Source organism: Devosia sp. (genome assembly GCF_039927955.1).
GTDB lineage: Bacteria > Pseudomonadota > Alphaproteobacteria > Rhizobiales > Devosiaceae > Devosia.
In genome coordinates, this window is the sequence record NZ_JBDSUA010000062.1 from 32,524 (window position 1) to 48,269 (window position 15,746).

15 protein-coding genes are annotated in these 15,746 nt (G+C 61.1%); 10 read left to right on the forward strand and 5 right to left on the reverse strand.

Annotated elements, in window-relative coordinates:
• Window positions 1-74 precede the first annotated feature (74 nt).
• The 3 genes from ABIT12_RS15500 (at window position 75) to ABIT12_RS15510 (ending at window position 1,502) form a co-directional block, all read left to right on the forward strand.
• Entirely contained in the window at window positions 75-563 is a 489-nt protein-coding gene (locus tag ABIT12_RS15500) for a chemotaxis protein CheW (protein WP_348042010.1), read from the forward strand.
• A gap of 116 nt (window positions 564-679) precedes the next feature.
• Window positions 680-1,141 (forward strand): MarR family transcriptional regulator, encoded by a 462-nt coding sequence (locus ABIT12_RS15505; protein ID WP_348042011.1) that lies wholly within the window; start codon window positions 680-682, stop codon window positions 1,139-1,141.
• A gap of 13 nt (window positions 1,142-1,154) precedes the next feature.
• The gene (locus tag ABIT12_RS15510) at window positions 1,155-1,502 is read left to right on the forward strand and encodes a hypothetical protein (RefSeq protein WP_348042012.1); all 348 of its coding nucleotides are present in this window, start codon (window positions 1,155-1,157) and stop codon (window positions 1,500-1,502) included.
• Between the two features lie 103 nt (window positions 1,503-1,605).
• Here the strand turns inward: ABIT12_RS15510 and ABIT12_RS15515 are convergent, their stop codons facing one another.
• From ABIT12_RS15515 to ABIT12_RS15535, 5 genes are all read right to left on the reverse strand, one after another.
• Complete coding sequence (locus ABIT12_RS15515; protein WP_348042013.1) at window positions 1,606-2,283, reverse strand: L,D-transpeptidase; 678 nt, start codon at window positions 2,281-2,283, stop codon at window positions 1,606-1,608.
• A gap of 221 nt (window positions 2,284-2,504) precedes the next feature.
• Window positions 2,505-3,002, reverse strand: coding sequence for an SRPBCC family protein (locus ABIT12_RS15520; RefSeq protein ID WP_348042014.1), 498 nt, complete (start codon window positions 3,000-3,002; stop codon window positions 2,505-2,507).
• A complete protein-coding gene (locus ABIT12_RS15525) occupies window positions 2,986-3,345 on the reverse strand; it encodes a metalloregulator ArsR/SmtB family transcription factor (protein WP_348042027.1) in 360 nt (119 codons plus the stop codon). Before ABIT12_RS15525 ends, ABIT12_RS15520 begins: the two co-directional genes overlap by 17 nt.
• 260 nt (window positions 3,346-3,605) lie before the next feature.
• Window positions 3,606-4,934: a GGDEF domain-containing protein gene (locus ABIT12_RS15530; RefSeq protein ID WP_348042015.1), complete on the reverse strand. Its 1,329-nt coding sequence runs from the start codon at window positions 4,932-4,934 to the stop codon at window positions 3,606-3,608.
• Between the two features lie 403 nt (window positions 4,935-5,337).
• Window positions 5,338-5,691, reverse strand: coding sequence for a hypothetical protein (locus ABIT12_RS15535; RefSeq protein WP_348042016.1), 354 nt, complete (start codon window positions 5,689-5,691; stop codon window positions 5,338-5,340).
• A gap of 165 nt (window positions 5,692-5,856) precedes the next feature.
• Between ABIT12_RS15535 and ABIT12_RS15540 the strand changes: the two genes are divergently transcribed.
• The 7 genes from ABIT12_RS15540 to ABIT12_RS15570 all read left to right on the forward strand — a co-directional run bounded on the left by ABIT12_RS15540 (window position 5,857) and on the right by ABIT12_RS15570 (window position 15,563).
• A complete protein-coding gene (locus tag ABIT12_RS15540) occupies window positions 5,857-6,450 on the forward strand; it encodes a hypothetical protein (protein WP_348042017.1) in 594 nt (197 codons plus the stop codon).
• 157 nt (window positions 6,451-6,607) lie between these two features.
• Entirely contained in the window at window positions 6,608-8,125 is a 1,518-nt protein-coding gene (locus tag ABIT12_RS15545) for a methyl-accepting chemotaxis protein (protein WP_348042018.1), read from the forward strand.
• 39 nt (window positions 8,126-8,164) lie between these two features.
• On the forward strand, window positions 8,165-9,010 hold the full coding sequence (locus tag ABIT12_RS15550; RefSeq protein ID WP_348042019.1) for a protein-glutamate O-methyltransferase CheR: 846 nt from the start codon (window positions 8,165-8,167) through the stop codon (window positions 9,008-9,010).
• Window positions 9,007-10,053, forward strand: coding sequence for a chemotaxis response regulator protein-glutamate methylesterase (locus ABIT12_RS15555; protein ID WP_348042020.1), 1,047 nt, complete (start codon window positions 9,007-9,009; stop codon window positions 10,051-10,053). The genes ABIT12_RS15550 and ABIT12_RS15555 overlap by 4 nt, the downstream gene beginning before the upstream one ends.
• A 111-nt stretch (window positions 10,054-10,164) precedes the next feature.
• On the forward strand, window positions 10,165-10,554 hold the full coding sequence (locus ABIT12_RS15560; protein ID WP_348042021.1) for a response regulator: 390 nt from the start codon (window positions 10,165-10,167) through the stop codon (window positions 10,552-10,554).
• Between the two features lie 229 nt (window positions 10,555-10,783).
• Window positions 10,784-13,321, forward strand: coding sequence for a methyl-accepting chemotaxis protein (locus ABIT12_RS15565; protein WP_348042022.1), 2,538 nt, complete (start codon window positions 10,784-10,786; stop codon window positions 13,319-13,321).
• 220 nt (window positions 13,322-13,541) lie between these two features.
• Window positions 13,542-15,563: a methyl-accepting chemotaxis protein gene (locus ABIT12_RS15570; RefSeq protein WP_348042023.1), complete on the forward strand. Its 2,022-nt coding sequence runs from the start codon at window positions 13,542-13,544 to the stop codon at window positions 15,561-15,563.
• Window positions 15,564-15,746 lie beyond the last annotated feature (183 nt).

Here is a 15,746-nt window from a genome sequence, read left to right on the forward strand (position 1 = left end):
GCCGCCTAGTCTAGACTGCCGCTTAGCGGCTTGTAACGCGTAGCCACCCAGAAAAGGTGGAGGAAGGCAGAAAAATGGAAGCCCTTGGTTTGCGGGACGATATGGCCGACAAGTCAGCCATTGCCGCCCAGAATTCGCTGCAGCTGATCGCCTTTTCGATCGGTGAGCAGACGTATGGCGTGGAAATCACCACGGTGCGCGAAATCCGCGCCTGGAATGGTGCAACACCGCTCCCCAATACCCGCGAATTCGTGCGCGGCGTGATCAACCTGCGCGGCACTATCGTGCCGATCTTTGATCTGCGCGCCCGCTTTGGCGACGGCCAGACCTCGCCCACCAAGAACCACGTCGTGGTGGTGATGAGCGTTGGCGATAAATGGGTCGGCATCCTGGTCGATGCGGTGTCGGACATTCTGACCGTGTCGCGCGACGATATCCACAATGTGCCAGAAGGCAATTCGATCGATACCGAACTGCTCAACGGCATCGTCACCCACGAAAGCCGCATGGTCGGGCTGATCGATCTGCACGCCGTGGTTTCGGGCGCCAAGATGGACGCCTAAACGCTCCATTATCGGTTCTGCACAGGGCGCCTTCGGGCGCCCTTTTGTTTTCCGGTCGCAGAAATATATTGACAGCACGCTGTCAATATAACAATGTCGAATGATCGAGGCGGGCGATGGACGCTTGGACAAAATTTGCGGAGAGCATTTTTCGGCTCAACGGACTGCTGATGCAGGCCGGGGAAAGCATCACTGCGCCGGTCGGGCAAAGCAGCGCCCGATGGCAGGTGCTGGGGCGCCTCTATTATCGCGCGCAAACCGTGGCTGAGCTGGCGCGAGACATCGGCCATGCGCGCCAGAGCGTGCAGCGGCTGGCCGATGCGCTGGTCAAGGAAGGGCTGCTGATGGCCAGCGCGAAGCCAGATGACCGGCGGACCTTTCTGCTTGAGGTGACGCCGGAGGGGCTTGCCGTGCTCAACGCGCTCTATCTGCGGCAGTTGGAGTGGTCCAGGCGCGTCGTCAGCCAGTTCAGCGACGAACAATTGCAGGCCGTTGCAGCGACGCTGCAGGGCATTGGCGATGTCGTGCAGGCAGATGCCGCACGCAATACGGACGGAGAGCCATCCTCTCCGTCCTGACAGGAGAGAGATCGTGGGACGTTATATCGTATTGTATCAGGCGCCGCTGTCGGTGGCCGAACGCTTCGCCCAGGCAACGCCCGAAGAAGCGATGAAGGGCATGCAGATGTGGATCAGCTGGGCGCAAAAGCTCGGTTCGGCGCTGATCGATCCGGGCCGCCCGCTCGGCCACGCCATGCGCGTTACGCCAGCCGGCGCCAAGCCGACAGACAGCACCATCATCGGCATGTCGATCATGGCCGCAAGCTCGATGGATGAAGCGCTGGGCCTGGTCAAGGACCACCACCACCTGCATTGGGCGCCGGACTGCGAGATCCTGGTGCTCGAGGAAATGCCGATCCCGGAAATGCACGGCCAGTGAAGAGCGTGGCGTGAACGACCGCCGGGGACAGCGCCCTCCCCTCGAGGGGAGGGCTGCTACCACCGGCACAACTGCCATGGCTGCAACGACAGGCTTCCGGCGCTTACGCCTTGAGCACGATCACCTTGGTATCCACGGGCGTGCGTGAATAGAGGTCGATCATATCCTGGCTGAGCAGGCCGACGCAGCCGCTGGAAATGCCTTTGCCGATCGTTTCGGGGTGGCTGGTGCTGTAGAGCGTGTAGAGGGTGTAAACCCCGTTCTGATACAGATAGAGCGTACGGGCGCCGAGCGGATTATCCAGGCCGGGCTTCATGCCGCCCGCATATTGGGCGGCCTCGGGCTGTCGCGCGATCATTTCCTTGGGCGGGGTCCAGACCGGCCATTCGGCCTTGCGCCCGATATAGGCGTCACCGCTCCACAGGAAGCCAGCGCGACCGACGCTGGCACCGTACCGGGTGGCGCTGTCGTCGCCTTCAATGCGATAGACATAGTGATTGCGGGGATCGACGATGATCGTACCGACCGCTTCCTTGCTGCTGTAGCGCACGGTCTGGCGATAGTACTTCGAATCGAGTTTGTTCATGTTGACGGCAGGGATCGGGAATCTCTCGTCCGGCGCCGACCCGTACATCTTTTCCGCTTCGGCAAGGCTGATGCCACCGAAGGTCTTGCAACCGGCCAGCGCCAACGCCCCGAGGGCGGCGGAACCCAACAGAAATGAGCGGCGGCCCAAAAGCCCGGGCTGAGCTGCGGCGGTCATCTCATCGTCAACGATCATGATTTGAAGTTTCCCATTTCCGTTGCCGACCAAGAATACTGGCGGGCACCGCTGAACCTGTTGCTGAGGGAGATTGGTCCCAGGCAGGTAAATTGGCAAGCCCGGCCTTGACCGGGCAGAGCTTGGGGCGTCCAATATCCACTGTTCCGACCCACCTCAAAGCTGAACCCCGCGCAGTGTAGCGCAGGGTTCTCGTCGGCATCGTCATGGCAGTCGGAGGCTTACGCCGAGGTGAGCAGAAACTCGTCCAATTGGGCGAACTGCTCTTCGAACCCGCCGGTGGCGCCGGAGACCATGGCCTCGTCGAGGGATGCCTTAGTGGGATAGACGTCGCGCAGAACCAGATTGGTCTTGCCGCCATTTTCCTCGAAGGTCACCGTGGTCACGGCACCTTGCGCACCCTCGTCATTGGTCCAGACGATCCGCACATTTGGGACCACTTCAAGATATTTTCCGTAGAACTCAAAGGTCTTGCCCGACTCCAGCCCGAACTCGAGGCGGTATTTGCCGCCGGTGCGAACATCCATTTCGCAGGACAGCAGGGGGACGCCAATCGATTTGGGTGCCCACCAGCGCTTGAACAGTTCGGGCTTGCTCCACGCCTGGAACACGATGTGGGGTGGGGCGTCGAAGGTTCGGGTGACCACCAGCTCAAGCTCGGTGGTCCGTTCCACATGCGTGCGGCCTGCGGTGGCGCCGTTGTTATTTATCGCGTCCATCGATTTTTTCTTTCCTGTTGAGTTCTTCAATAACCTGATCCAGAGCGTCGAAGCGCTCGTCCCAAAGCTGGCGATACCTCTCGATCCATTGTGCCTCTTCTTCCAACCGGCTCAGCCCAAGCCTGCAGGTGCGGACACGCCCGACCTTCTCGGTCGTGACCAGTCCCGCCCGCTCCAGCACCTGGACATGTTTTTTCATGCCGGTGAGGGTCATGTGGAACTTGTCGGCAAGGTCGGTGATCGAGGCGTCTGCACGCCCCAGCTGTTCCAAAACGCCGCGTCGGGTCACGTCCGAGAGCGCGGCGAATGAGGCATCGAAGTGCGTTTGATAAAACTGAACCATGTAGTTCACTATAGAGCATTGATTGCGATATGCAAGGGGAAGGACACCGACGCGCCCGGCTCGGTTGCCAGCTGCAATTGAATTGTCGGCGCTCACGCGGACGCCCATGCCTATCCGCCCGTTGACAGGCCAGCGAGGCGAAACTGGAAGCGTTTCAATAGGCCATCGATCAGGCTTTACCGACGACAGCGGCGTGCTCGATAATGAAGTTGCGCTGATCCTCAGCCGCAAGGCGGACGCATGGGTTGCAGCGTAGACAGCTAGCGTCCGACGTGTTCCGCGTTGGCAGCGAGCCTGATACTCGGGCTCTGTCTATTGCGTTCCTCCAGAACGTCCAGCGCCACAATGACCGTGTCGCGCCCGCGTTCCTTGGCAGCATAAAGGGCCTTGTCGGCCCGGGCGGTCAGGCCATGCAGGCTTTCGTCGGTCAGGTGCCTGGCGATGCCGGCGCTCACCGTGACGTCCCAGCCAATGTCGTCGCCAAAATCGGCGGACGAAAGCTCAGCACGGATCGCATCGGCAAACTGCCGCGCTGCGCCCAGATCGCTGTCCGGGAGAATTACGGCAAACTCCTCGCCGCCCACTCGGCCTGCTATGCCATGCGGCACCGCCATGTCGCGCAGCAGCCTGCCTAGAACGGCAATAACCCGGTCACCCGCGGCATGCCCGACCGTATCGTTGATCCGCTTGAAATGGTCGATGTCGAACAGAATCAGGTAGATCGGACGGCGGCCGGGCTCCCACAAAAGGTCCGTGGCAGCTTCTTCGAACGTCGCTCGATTGAGCAGGCCGGTCATGGCGTCGATCCTCGAGCGCTCCCGCATCCGGTCGAGCTCCGTCAGCATGTCGCGCAGGACCAATGCCACGGCCATGGCCAATAGCGCCACCACCGTAATCAGCGTCGCCGCCAGGGGTTGCTCCACCGGCGGATGCGGGCCTGGCGGCGGCGCAAAATCGAGGATGCCACTTGGCGCCTCACGCGGATCGAGGGAGATGGAAGCGCCAGGATCGACCCCGTCGCCAAAGCTGCCGCGCAGCGCCGATGGCGGCCGATCCGGTGACAGGGCCCGCGCCAGCCCACCCGGATGGATCAGCGACAGCAGGATGACGATGGCGATACCAGCAATCAGGGTCAGCCCATGCCCCCAGGCACGAGCGCGATAGACCAGCACGGCCGACCAGCCCATGAAAACCAGCGTGGGAAGGGGGCCAATGAGAAACCAGTGATGTGGCCGTGCATGCAGCACGGTCAGCAGGATCGCCATCGCCACGAAAAGCGCGCCACAGGCCAGCATGCGGCCACCAGGGCTGTTGGGCGTGGCGCCTTCGCGATGCAGCCCATAGGCCACAAGACACGCCGCCGCGTAAAAACTCCCCCAGCTGAGCCACAGGATCGGGACGACCGGAGTGTTGAGACGCAGTGTCGCGGTCGCCAGCCACAGGGCCAGCAGGGCAAAGCTGCCCGCCCACCAGACAAAGGCCCTCAGCCGGCGATTGATCGCATAGGCGACGAGCAGCGCGGCCGCCAGCAGCAACGCGGTGACAGCGGCGGCGAGTGAGAACACATCAACCTGGACCACTTCAGTCATTCCCTCTTTGCGTGCAAGCATAAGGTGGCGGGCGTTAATACAACCTTTGGACGCCTGCGAACCGTATGATTTTTAAGATGTTTTGCTCGACTATTTGATGATTTGGCCGCCATAGCGCCATCGTCCCCATTGAACGAAACCGACCACCCAGTTCAACGATTGAGGTGCCGACCGGCGGTTTGAGGCATTCCAGCCAGACTCACGATATGGCCCTGGACTCCACTTGGGGAAGGGCAGCTTTAGGGTCTAAAGGGTAAAATCCCAGGGTCAGGCATCCTTGTTGCAAAGATGGCCGTTGCAGCGATCAGGACTCCGATACTCGCCTCGGCAATTCGCCGCCATGCGACCCCGAAATGCAAAAGGCGCCTTGCGGCGCCTTTGGACTCCTGTGGGGGAGGGCAGGCTAGAATAGTTCGGCGTCGCCGTGGGCCGAGTGCGCAGCGATGCCCGACAGCGACGGAACCCGGAGTTCATCAAGGGTCAGGTTGGACCAAATCTCGTCATACACATCTTCGGTTGCAGTGAGCGGCAGCAGATCGAACTGGCGCACCGCCAGTGCCATATTGTGGCAACGCTGCTCGATGCGGTCCTGGCCCTGCAGCGCCGTGACGATCATCTGGATCGCCTGGATGCGGGCGCTATCGCCATCAACTGATTTACTGGACAGCATTTCGAGTGCATCGCTGATGCCTTCGACCATGGCGGCGGTCTGCCGCGCCGTCTCGTCCAGCTCTCGTGCAAGTTTCTGAAGTGACATTCGTAGATTCCTAGCCCCCGTCCGAAGCAGACTATCCGAACAAATCTAAAGCTCTCCTTGCCATAAATGCATAGTCCAGAAACCTTCATCGTCGTGGTTAGCAATTGGCTAACGAGTTTGCGGCTACCATCAGGTCAGAGCTGCATTGGGGTTCAGACATAAAAAATGGCAACGCCGAATTCTCTGCCGCCTGAGTTCGACCGGGGCGTAGTCACGACTGTGCATCAGGGCGATTGCCACGTTTCCAACGAAACCGATCTCACCTATTCGACGGTTTTGGGCTCCTGTATCTCTGCCTGCGTGCGGGACAAGGTGGCCAATGTCGGGGGCATGAACCACTTCCTGCTCGCCGAGCAGTCGGGTTCGGCCAAGGATCGTTACGGTGCATCGGCCCGTTATGGCGCCTTCGCCATGGAGCAGTTGATCAACAAGGTGTTGAGCAAGGGCACCGGCAAGAAGTCCAATCTTGAAATCAAGGTATTCGGCGGCGGCAAGATCAATGCCGCGCTCGACGATGTCGGGGCCAAGAATATCGAGTTCGTACGCGAATTCCTGCATGCCGAAGGCTATTCGATGTCCAGCGAAGATCTCGGTGGCAATTATGCCCGCCGGGTGCTGTTCAAGCCGCATTCGGGCCGGGCATTCGTCAAGCGCCTGGATAGCGAAGCGGGCGCCAGCGTGGCCAAGGAAGAAATTGCATTGACGGTGCGCAAGGCCGCCGTGGTTGCACCAGTCTACGACGATATCGAATTGTTCTAGCGCACCATTGGCGTCCACATCACGTTAACATTCGGGCAATCAATGCTATCAAAGTGTTAGCGGCCGGCCCGGTTTTTATAGACTTGGTTAACCATTCCGGGGCTAGGTTGGGCACCATGCCAACCGGTATTTTATCGATTTTCAGATTTCGTGCGCCATGCAGCATTTGCGCCTAGCGTTGATCGCTTGTGGCCTGTGGCTGGTTGCCGTCGCCGCTGCGGCTGGCTTGCTGGTTGGCGTTGGTCCAACGATTACTGCGCTTGCGGCGTGCGGTGTGCTGTTTGCCGTGGCCGCGGCGTTTACGTTCGGGATGGCCAGCCTGCTGGATCGGCAGCATGGCGCGATGCTGGCGCAGATTGCCGGTGCGGCCGGGCTCAATGACATTGTGGGCGAGCGCTTCACCATTGCCGAGATTGTGACGCGGCTGGGACAGCGGCTGGAACGGGCACATCATTTCAAGGCGGGCATTGCCGCCATCCAGCAACCGGTACTGCTGGTGGCCGATGGTGGCACAATTCTGGCGGCCAGCAGCGGCGTCATCCGGCTGGCGCCACAAATCAGCGAGGGCCATACGCTTGATAGCCTGTTTGGCGCTGGCTACCTGGCCTCGGGTGGCGGATCGGCCGAAGAGTCGCTGATTCAACTGGCCGGCAAGCGCTTTGAAGTGCGGCGGCGCGCCGTGGGTACGGCCCGATACTTGCTGGAGTTGATCCCGGCTGGTCATTTTATCGAAGATGATGATCTGGATGCTTTTGCCACGGCGTTGTCGGCGGGGCAGACCGGGTTCCGCTTTGAAGCCGACATGGCCGAAACCAGTCCGGCGCTGGCAGCGCTCAATGCCGGGCTCGAGGCCATCGACCACAGCGTCGGCGATCTCAATCGGCTGGCTGCGGGCGAACCAACCAGGGCGCTGGGGCGCAATTCCGGGCTGGGGACGCAGGTGCGGGCGCTGCACGATCTGATCGAGGCGCTGGATGCGGCGCGGGTCGATGAAACCGAATTGCGGCAAGGCGCCGAAGCCAAGCTAGTGGCGATCGGCCGGCTGGTCGAAGGCTTCCAGGCCCAGGCCGAGCGGATGACCGCTCTGGCCCAATCCTCGCGCAAAGACGCCGGCGAGGCAGGCAAGCAGTTTGCCGAAGGCGCCGGCAATATCAAGCAGGCCAGGACCATCGGCCGGCAAGCCCAAAATCTGGCCGGCGAAGCGGATCTGGCGGCGCGGCGCACCCATGCGGTAGTGGGGGATTTCGACAAGATGACCCGCGAGATCGACAAGATGGTGGCGGCGATCGAGGATGTTTCGTTCCGCACCAATCTTTTGGCGCTCAATGCTGCTGTCGAGGCGGCACGGGCCGGTGACAAAGGCGCGGGGTTTGCGGTGGTCGCCGATGAAGTGCGGATGCTGGCGCAACTGACCAATCGCTCGGCCAAGGATATTCGCGCCGTGGTCAGTCGCGGCCGCGCAACGACTGATACCGGCGTGGGTGAAACCCAGCTGCTGCAAAAAATGATTGCCGATCTCGAGATTCATTTACGCAATCTAAGTAATGAAACCGACACTATCGCGCTGGCAATGACCCGGGGCGGCGACACGCTGGAACGGCTTGATGCACGGATGGCCGAATTTGGCGATGCGGCGGGGCGTGCGGTGGGGATCACCGCCAGCCGTGCCTCCTGACAATTGGTCGAGCGCCTGGCGCGATTGGGGTATGACGGCATGGAACAGGGAGAAGTTTCTCTCAGCGAACGGGAATTTTCGCGGATCAAGAACCGCGTCTATTCGGTCGCTGGTATTTCGCTGAGCGATGCCAAACGGACCCTGGTGGTGTCGCGCCTGTCCAAGATTGTCCGCAGCCTGGGGCTGTCCAGTTTTGATGCCTATGTCGATTATCTGGAAAAAGGCGCCAAAACCGAAGACGGGCAGGCGTTCGTCAACGCACTGACCACCAATCTGACGCGTTTCTGGCGCGAGGATCATCATTTCGACCATCTGCGTGACCATGTGGCGCAATTGATCGCGGACAAGCCACGCGGCAGCCGCCTGCGCATCTGGTCCGCCGGCTGTTCGACCGGCCAGGAACCCTATACGATCGGCATGGATCTGCTGTCGGCGCTGCCCGAATTGAAGCGCTGGGATTTCAAGATCCTGGGCACCGATATCGACACGGCCGTGCTGGCCAAGGCCGCGAGCGGCACCTATCCTGAATCCGAACTGTCCGGCCTGTCGCCGCAGCGGGCGCGGCTGATCGAAAAGCCGGTTGATGGCATGATCCGCGTACCCGATGCGGTGCGCAACCTGGTGTCGTTCAAGCCGCTCAACCTGATGCAGCAATGGCCGGTCAAAGGGCCGTTCGACGCCATCTTCTGCCGCAATGTGGCAATCTATTTTGACAAGCCGACGCAGGGCGCGGTGTTTGGTCGGTTCAACAGCCTGCTCGCGCCAGAAGCGTTCCTCTATATCGGCCACTCGGAAAACCTGGGTTCTGGCGGCGAGGGCTTCAAGCTCGTCGGCAAGACCATCTATCAAAACCGCGCAAAACCGCAGAAGCGAGAAGCAGCATGAGCATCAAGGTCCTGGTCGTCGACGATTCGGCACTTATCCGCGAAGTTCTGACCCGCATGCTGGGCCGCGAGGGCGACATCACCGTGGTCGGCACCGCCACCGACCCGATCGAGGCGCGTGAAAAGATCAAGACGCTGAACCCCGATGTGGTGACGCTCGATATCGAAATGCCGAATATGAACGGGCTGCAATTTCTCGACAAGCTGATGCGGTTGCGGCCCACGCCCGTCGTCATGGTGTCGACCCTGACCACCAAGGGCGCCAGCGAAACGCTGCTGGCGCTGGAACTGGGCGCGGTGGATTTCGTTGCCAAGCCAAGCGCCGACCTGACCGGGGGCATCGAGGCCTTCGGCGCCGGGCTGCGCGAGAAGATCCGTGCCGCCGCCAAGTCCGATGTCGGCGGCCGTTCGCAGCGCGCCGATACGCCCAAGGTTGCAGTGCGCACTGCGGCTGCTCCCGAAGGGTCGCTGATCGCCATTGGCGCGTCGACGGGCGGGGTGGAAGCCATCCGCGCCGTATTGACCGGTATGCCGACCGATTGCCCGCCGATCGTGATTGCCCAGCACATGCCGGCAGGGTTCACCAGCCGGTTTGCGGCGCGGCTCGATGAGCTGTGCGCGATCAAGGTGGTGGAAGCGCAGGACCGCATGCCGCTGGAACGCGGCCACGCCTATGTGGCGCGCGGCGATTATCATTTGCGCGTCGAGCGCAGTTCGGGCCAACTCAAATGCCGCCTGACCCAGGACGAGCTGGAAAGCGGACACCGCCCCAGCGTCGATATCCTGTTTGAATCGGTTGCCAAAACAGTTGGCGCCATGGCGGTTGGTTGCATTCTGACCGGCATGGGGCGTGATGGCGCGCGCGGGCTCAAGATGATGCGCGATGCGGGTGCCTATACCGTTGGCCAGAGCCAGAGTTCGGCGCTGGTTTACGGCATGCCGCGCGTGGCCTTCGAAGAGGGCGCCGTGGTGGAGCAGGCTCCGGTCGAGGCGATCACGGCTCGGCTGGCCAATGCGCTCAATCGTCTCAAATCCGCCGCTTAATCCCGGGTCCGCAATAGTTGTGCCCGCCGATTGAGACATTCGTAACGCTTCTTGCCTAGTGTTACCCAGTGGTTCGGGTAATTCCGTCGCGCTGAACAGGTGAATTCAACAATGCCAAAAGCAAGCGCAGTCAGCGTTCTGATCGTAGATGACCAGCAGTCGATGCGGGGCATTTGCAAGTACATTCTCACGCAACTGGGCTTCAAGGATATCATCGAAGCCAAGAGCGGCCGCGATGCCCTGGGCAAGCTGGAAAAGGCCAATGTCGATCTGATCATTTCCGACTGGAACATGGAAGATATCGACGGGCTGACGCTGCTCAAGGTGATCCGCAAGCATCCGCGGACCATGGGCATGCCGTTCATCATGGCTACTGGCCGTTCGGATAAGGAGCAGGTCAAGGAAGCCATCTCGTTTGGCGTCAACAACTACATCGTCAAGCCCTATGACGCTTCAACCATGAAGAAGCGTATCGAGGCCGTGATCGGCGCGCTTTCCTGACGTCAGCAACATTGATGCGTTGAAGCGAAGGCTGCCCTCGGGCGGCCTTTATCGTTTGCGAGCGGTAAACACGTAAGGAGTTTTTAATGCGCGAACTGTATCGTTTGCGTAACAGTCCGGACCAATTTCCAGACTAAGAGGACAGTGCCGAATCGACAACGTTTCAAATAATTTTCAAGAAACGGCTAAATGTCGATCACGCCAGTCTCAGTATTTCGGGGGGACAGAGATGAAATTTTTGCCGAACTTCAAGATTGCCCAGAAACTGCCGTTTGCCCTGGTGGGATCGGCACTGCTGGTAAGCGCGGGCGTGGGGATCGCCAGCTATCTCATTGGTTCGGCAACGGTGGATGAGTTGTCGCGTCGGCAGATCCAGACTGTGGCGACGCAGTCATCCAACCAGCTCAAGGCATTCTTTGATGACGTCGCCAAGGATTTGACCATCACCGCAGCGGGTGAAGCCACGCAGGTGACGTTCCGCGATCTGGCGATCACCTGGGGGCAGTTCGCCACGGCCAAGCCGCCGGTCGATGCGCTGACGGCATTGCAGACAGCCTATATTGCCAACAACCCCAACCCCGAAGGTCAGCGCCAGCTGCTCGACGTTTCTACCGACGCCAAGCGCTCGAATTATGATTTCCTGCATTCCAAGATCAACCCGGTCTATCGCCGGCAGATGGAATCGCATGGCTACGCCGATCTGATGCTGCTCGATATCAAGGGCAACCTGGTCTATTCGGTGATGAAGAAGGCCGACTTTGCCACCAATTTCGCTGCGGACGGTGCGGGCGCAGCGACAGGGCTGGGCCAAGCGTTTCAGGCGGCTGCGGCGATGGCCGAAGGCGGCCAAGTGGCGTTCGGAGACTTTGCCCCCTACGCACCCAGTGCAGGCGCTGCTGAAAGTTTCATGGCCACTCCGGTGTTCGACAATCGCCACAAACTGGTCGGCGTGATTGCGGCACAGATTTCCACCGATGCGATCAACACCATTCTCGGTTCGTCCGATGGGCTGGGTGAGACCGGCGAATCCTTCTTCGTCGGTCCCGACCATCTGATGCGTTCGGATTCACGCTTCTCGCCGGACAACGATGCGTTGGTGACGACGTTCGAGAACCCCATCGTTGATGCGGCTTTGGCCGGCACCGCAGCGAGTGGCGTGACCTCGAACTATCGCGGCATGAATATGATCGTGACCACCGAGCCGCTGGAATTCGCCGGTGCGCACTGGGCGGTAGTGACCGCGATCGGCGAAGCCGAGGCCTTCGCGCCGATCACCAATATGCGCAACATGATCCTGCTGGTTGGCGGCGCGCTGCTGGCGATTGCGGCAGTGCTTGGATATTTCTTCGCCCGCTCGATCAGCCGGCCGCTTTCGGTTTTGACCGCGACCATGGAAACCCTGGCGCAGGGTAATCTGGATATCGACGTCAAGGGCTCGAACCGCCGCGATGAAATCGGCGCCATGGCCCGTGCCGTCGAAGTGTTCCGCGAAAGCGGGCTGAAGGTGGCGGAAATGACCGAGGCGGAAGCTGCCGGCGTCATTCGCACCCGCGAAGATCGCGCTACCATGATGCAGACGCTGCAGCGCGCCTTTGGCGCGGTGGTGGACGCTGCCATTTCGGGTGATTTCTCCAAGCGCGTGGTGGCTGAATTCCCCGATGAGGAACTCAATACGCTGGCGCGCTCGGTGAACAATCTGGTGGCGACGGTGGATCGTGGTGTCAGCGAAACCGGCGAAGTCCTGGCGGCCTTGGCCGATACCGACCTGTCCAAGCGCATGCATGGCGACTTCGAGGGGGCTTTTGCCAAGCTCAAGGCCGATACCAATCGCGTTGCCGAAACGCTGACCGATATCGTCGGGCAGTTGCAGGATACCTCGCGGAGTCTCAAATCAGCGACCGGCGAAATTCTGGCCGGCGCCAATGATCTGTCCGAACGCACGACCAAGCAGGCCGCGACGATCGAGGAAACCTCGGCGACGATGGAACAATTGGCCACGACGGTGCTGCAGAATTCGGAGCGGGCGCGCGGCGCCAGCGACGTGGCTAATACCGTGACCAAGACCGCCGAAGAGGGCGGCGCGGTGATGCATCAGGCGACCGAGGCGATGGAGCGGATCACCGCTTCGTCGGGCAAGATCTCCAACATCATCGGACTGATCGACGATATCGCCTTCCAGACCAACCTCCTGGCGCTGAACGCTTCGGTGGAAGCGGCGCGGGCCGGTGACGCCGGCAAGGGTTTTGCCGTGGTCGCCGTCGAAGTGCGCCGGCTGGCACAATCGGCCGCCAGCGCTTCTTCGGAAGTCAAAGTGCTGATCGAGCAGTCGGCCAATGAGGTCAAGGGCGGCTCGCGCCTGGTGGCGGATGCGGCCAACAAGCTGCAGGCCATGCTGGTGGCGGCGCGGTCGTCCAATGAGTTGATGAACGGCATTGCCAAGGAAAGCCGCGAACAGGCGTCCTCGATCGATGAGGTCAACACCGCGGTCCGCACCATGGATGAAATGACCCAGCACAATGCGGCGCTGGTCGAAGAAATCAACGCGGCCATCGAGCAGACCGAGGCGCAGGCCTCCGAGCTCGATCGCATCGTCGACATCTTCTCGCTGGATGGGCAGCAGGGTGCAGGCCGTCAGGCGGCGCTGGCCCCGCAGCCCGTCGAAGCGCCCCAAAAGGGGGCCCGCGGATTGCAGGACAAACTCAAGACAGCGGCAAAATCCTATCTGAGTCAGGGTAATGCGGCGCTCAAGGACTGGTCTGAATTCTAGCCCACAGGCGCCGAATTGTTGCAAAAAGGGGTGCTTTGGCGCCCCTTTTTCGTTGGCGCGGCCATTTTGTGCTTATGGCTAACAAATCGTTTCAGTGATCCTTAATCGACGCCCTGTACGGTTAGGTACAACGATGTTTATCCGGCTGCATGGCCAATGGGCCGGATTTGATGTGCAGAGCAGTTCTTGCACGCAGCATTGATCGCGCCGGAGCGTCAAGATGATCAAGTTTCAAACTCTGTTGCTGACCACCTGTGGTGCTATCCTGACCATGGGCGTCCTCTTTGCCGGACCGGGCATGCTGGTCAGCCAGTCCTATAAATCGGTGCTGACCGAATCCAACACCCTGATGGTGTCGATGCGCCAGCATATGAGCGCCGACATGTTCCACGATTCGATGCGGGGCGTGGTGTATCGGGCGCTTTATGCGGCCTCGACTGCCGATGCCGCGATGGCGACCGAGGCCAAAGGGGAAGTGACGGAATATGGCGATGCCTTCCGCGCCGCCGTTGCCGCACAGGCCGGCCTTACCCTGCCCGAAACCGCGCGGACTGCGCTGGATTCCGTCAAGGAGCCGCTCGACGCCTATCTCAAGGAAGCTGAAGCGATTGTTGGGACCGCCAGCGGCGGCGATCTAGCGGCAGCACAAGCGCAATTGCCGAAGTTTGAAGAGGCCTTTGGGGCTCTTGAAACCAAGATGTCGGGCGTGGCTGACGCCATCGAAGCGGCGAACGGCGCCGCGAGCGAGAAAGCTGCCGCCGTGTCCACCATGGCCACTTTGGTCAACTGGGGCGGCATTGGGTTCACCGTGATGCTGGCGCTGGGCGCCTTGTGGGCGGGCCGGACGCTGATCATCCGGCCATTGACCGCTTTGGCCAAGTCGATGCGGCAACTGGCCGATGGCGACGTCACGGCCAAGGTTGACGAGAAACAGCGGCTGTCGGAAATGGCGGCCGTGGCAGAGACTGTATCGGTGTTCCGCGCCGCCATGATCGACCAGACGCAGTTGAGTGCGCAGAGCGAAGAATCGGCGCGCAGCAATAAAGAGCGCGTCGCTGACGCCAATGCGCTGAACCAGAGCATCACCACAGTGGTCGGCGCGGCGCTGAAAGGCGATTTCTCGCAGCGGATCGAGGCCAACTTTACCGATCCAGCGCTGGGCACGCTGGCTGCCAGCGTCAATAGCCTGGTGGCAACGGTTGATCGCGGCGTCGGGGAAACCGGCCAGGTGCTGGCGGCGCTGGCCGATACCGATCTGACCAAGCGGATGCAGGGCGAGTATCAGGGCGCCTTCGCCAAGCTCAAGACCGACGTCAATGCCGTGGGCGACAAGCTGACCGAGGTGGTGACGCAGTTGCGCACCACCTCGCGCTCGCTCAAGTCTGCCACCGGGGAAATTCTGGCTGGCGCCAATGACTTGAGCGAACGCACCACCAAGCAGGCCGCAACGATCGAGGAAACCTCGGCGGCAATGGAGCAGGTGGCGGCAACGGTGATGCAGAACGCCACCCGCGCCCGCGAGGCCAGCACCAATGCCGGCGTCGTCACCCGGACCGCCGAGGAAGGCGGGCAGGTGATGGATGCGGCAACGGCGGCGATGGAGCGGATCACCACCTCCTCGGGCAAGATTTCCAACATTATCGGCCTGATCGACGATATCGCTTTCCAGACCAATCTGCTGGCGCTGAACGCCTCGGTGGAAGCGGCCCGCGCCGGCGATGCCGGCAAGGGCTTTGCGGTGGTTGCGGTGGAAGTGCGGCGTCTGGCGCAGAGCGCTGCGAGCGCCTCGTCCGACGTCAAAGTGCTGATCGAACAAAGCGCCAATGAGGTCACCGGCGGTTCGCGCCTGGTGGCTGATGCGGCGGCCAAGCTGCGCTCGATGCTGGAGGCGGCACGGCTCAACAACAGCCTGCTCGAGGCCATCGCCAATGACAGCCGCTCGCAGGCGTCCTCGATTGAGGAAGTCGCCATCGCGGTGCGGCAGATGGACGAGATGACCCAGCATAATGCGGCTTTGGTTGAAGAAACCAATGCGGCTATCGAGCAGACCGAGGCGCAGGCCAATGCGCTTGATACCATCGTCGATATCTTCGTGATCGAGGAGAGAAGGGCGACGGCGCCGCAGCGGGCGGAACCTGCGGCCAGCGGCGCGCGGGGTTTGCAGGCCAAGCTCAAAAGTGCGGCAAAGTCTTATCTGTCGAGCGGCAATGCCGCAGTTTCCAAGGACTGGTCCGAGTTCTAGTCGATAGTATTATTGAGCAAAATCAAGGCAGTTGTTGCGGCTGATCGCGGATCAACAGGTCGTGTCCCGGGACGTGGTGTAGCTGAGTAGCGCGGTAGTCATCGGCGCTTTCCGGTAGGGTCTGGTTGCTTACACCAACCCTTTACCTGAAGGACCACCGATGACCGACGCGATGATGAACCT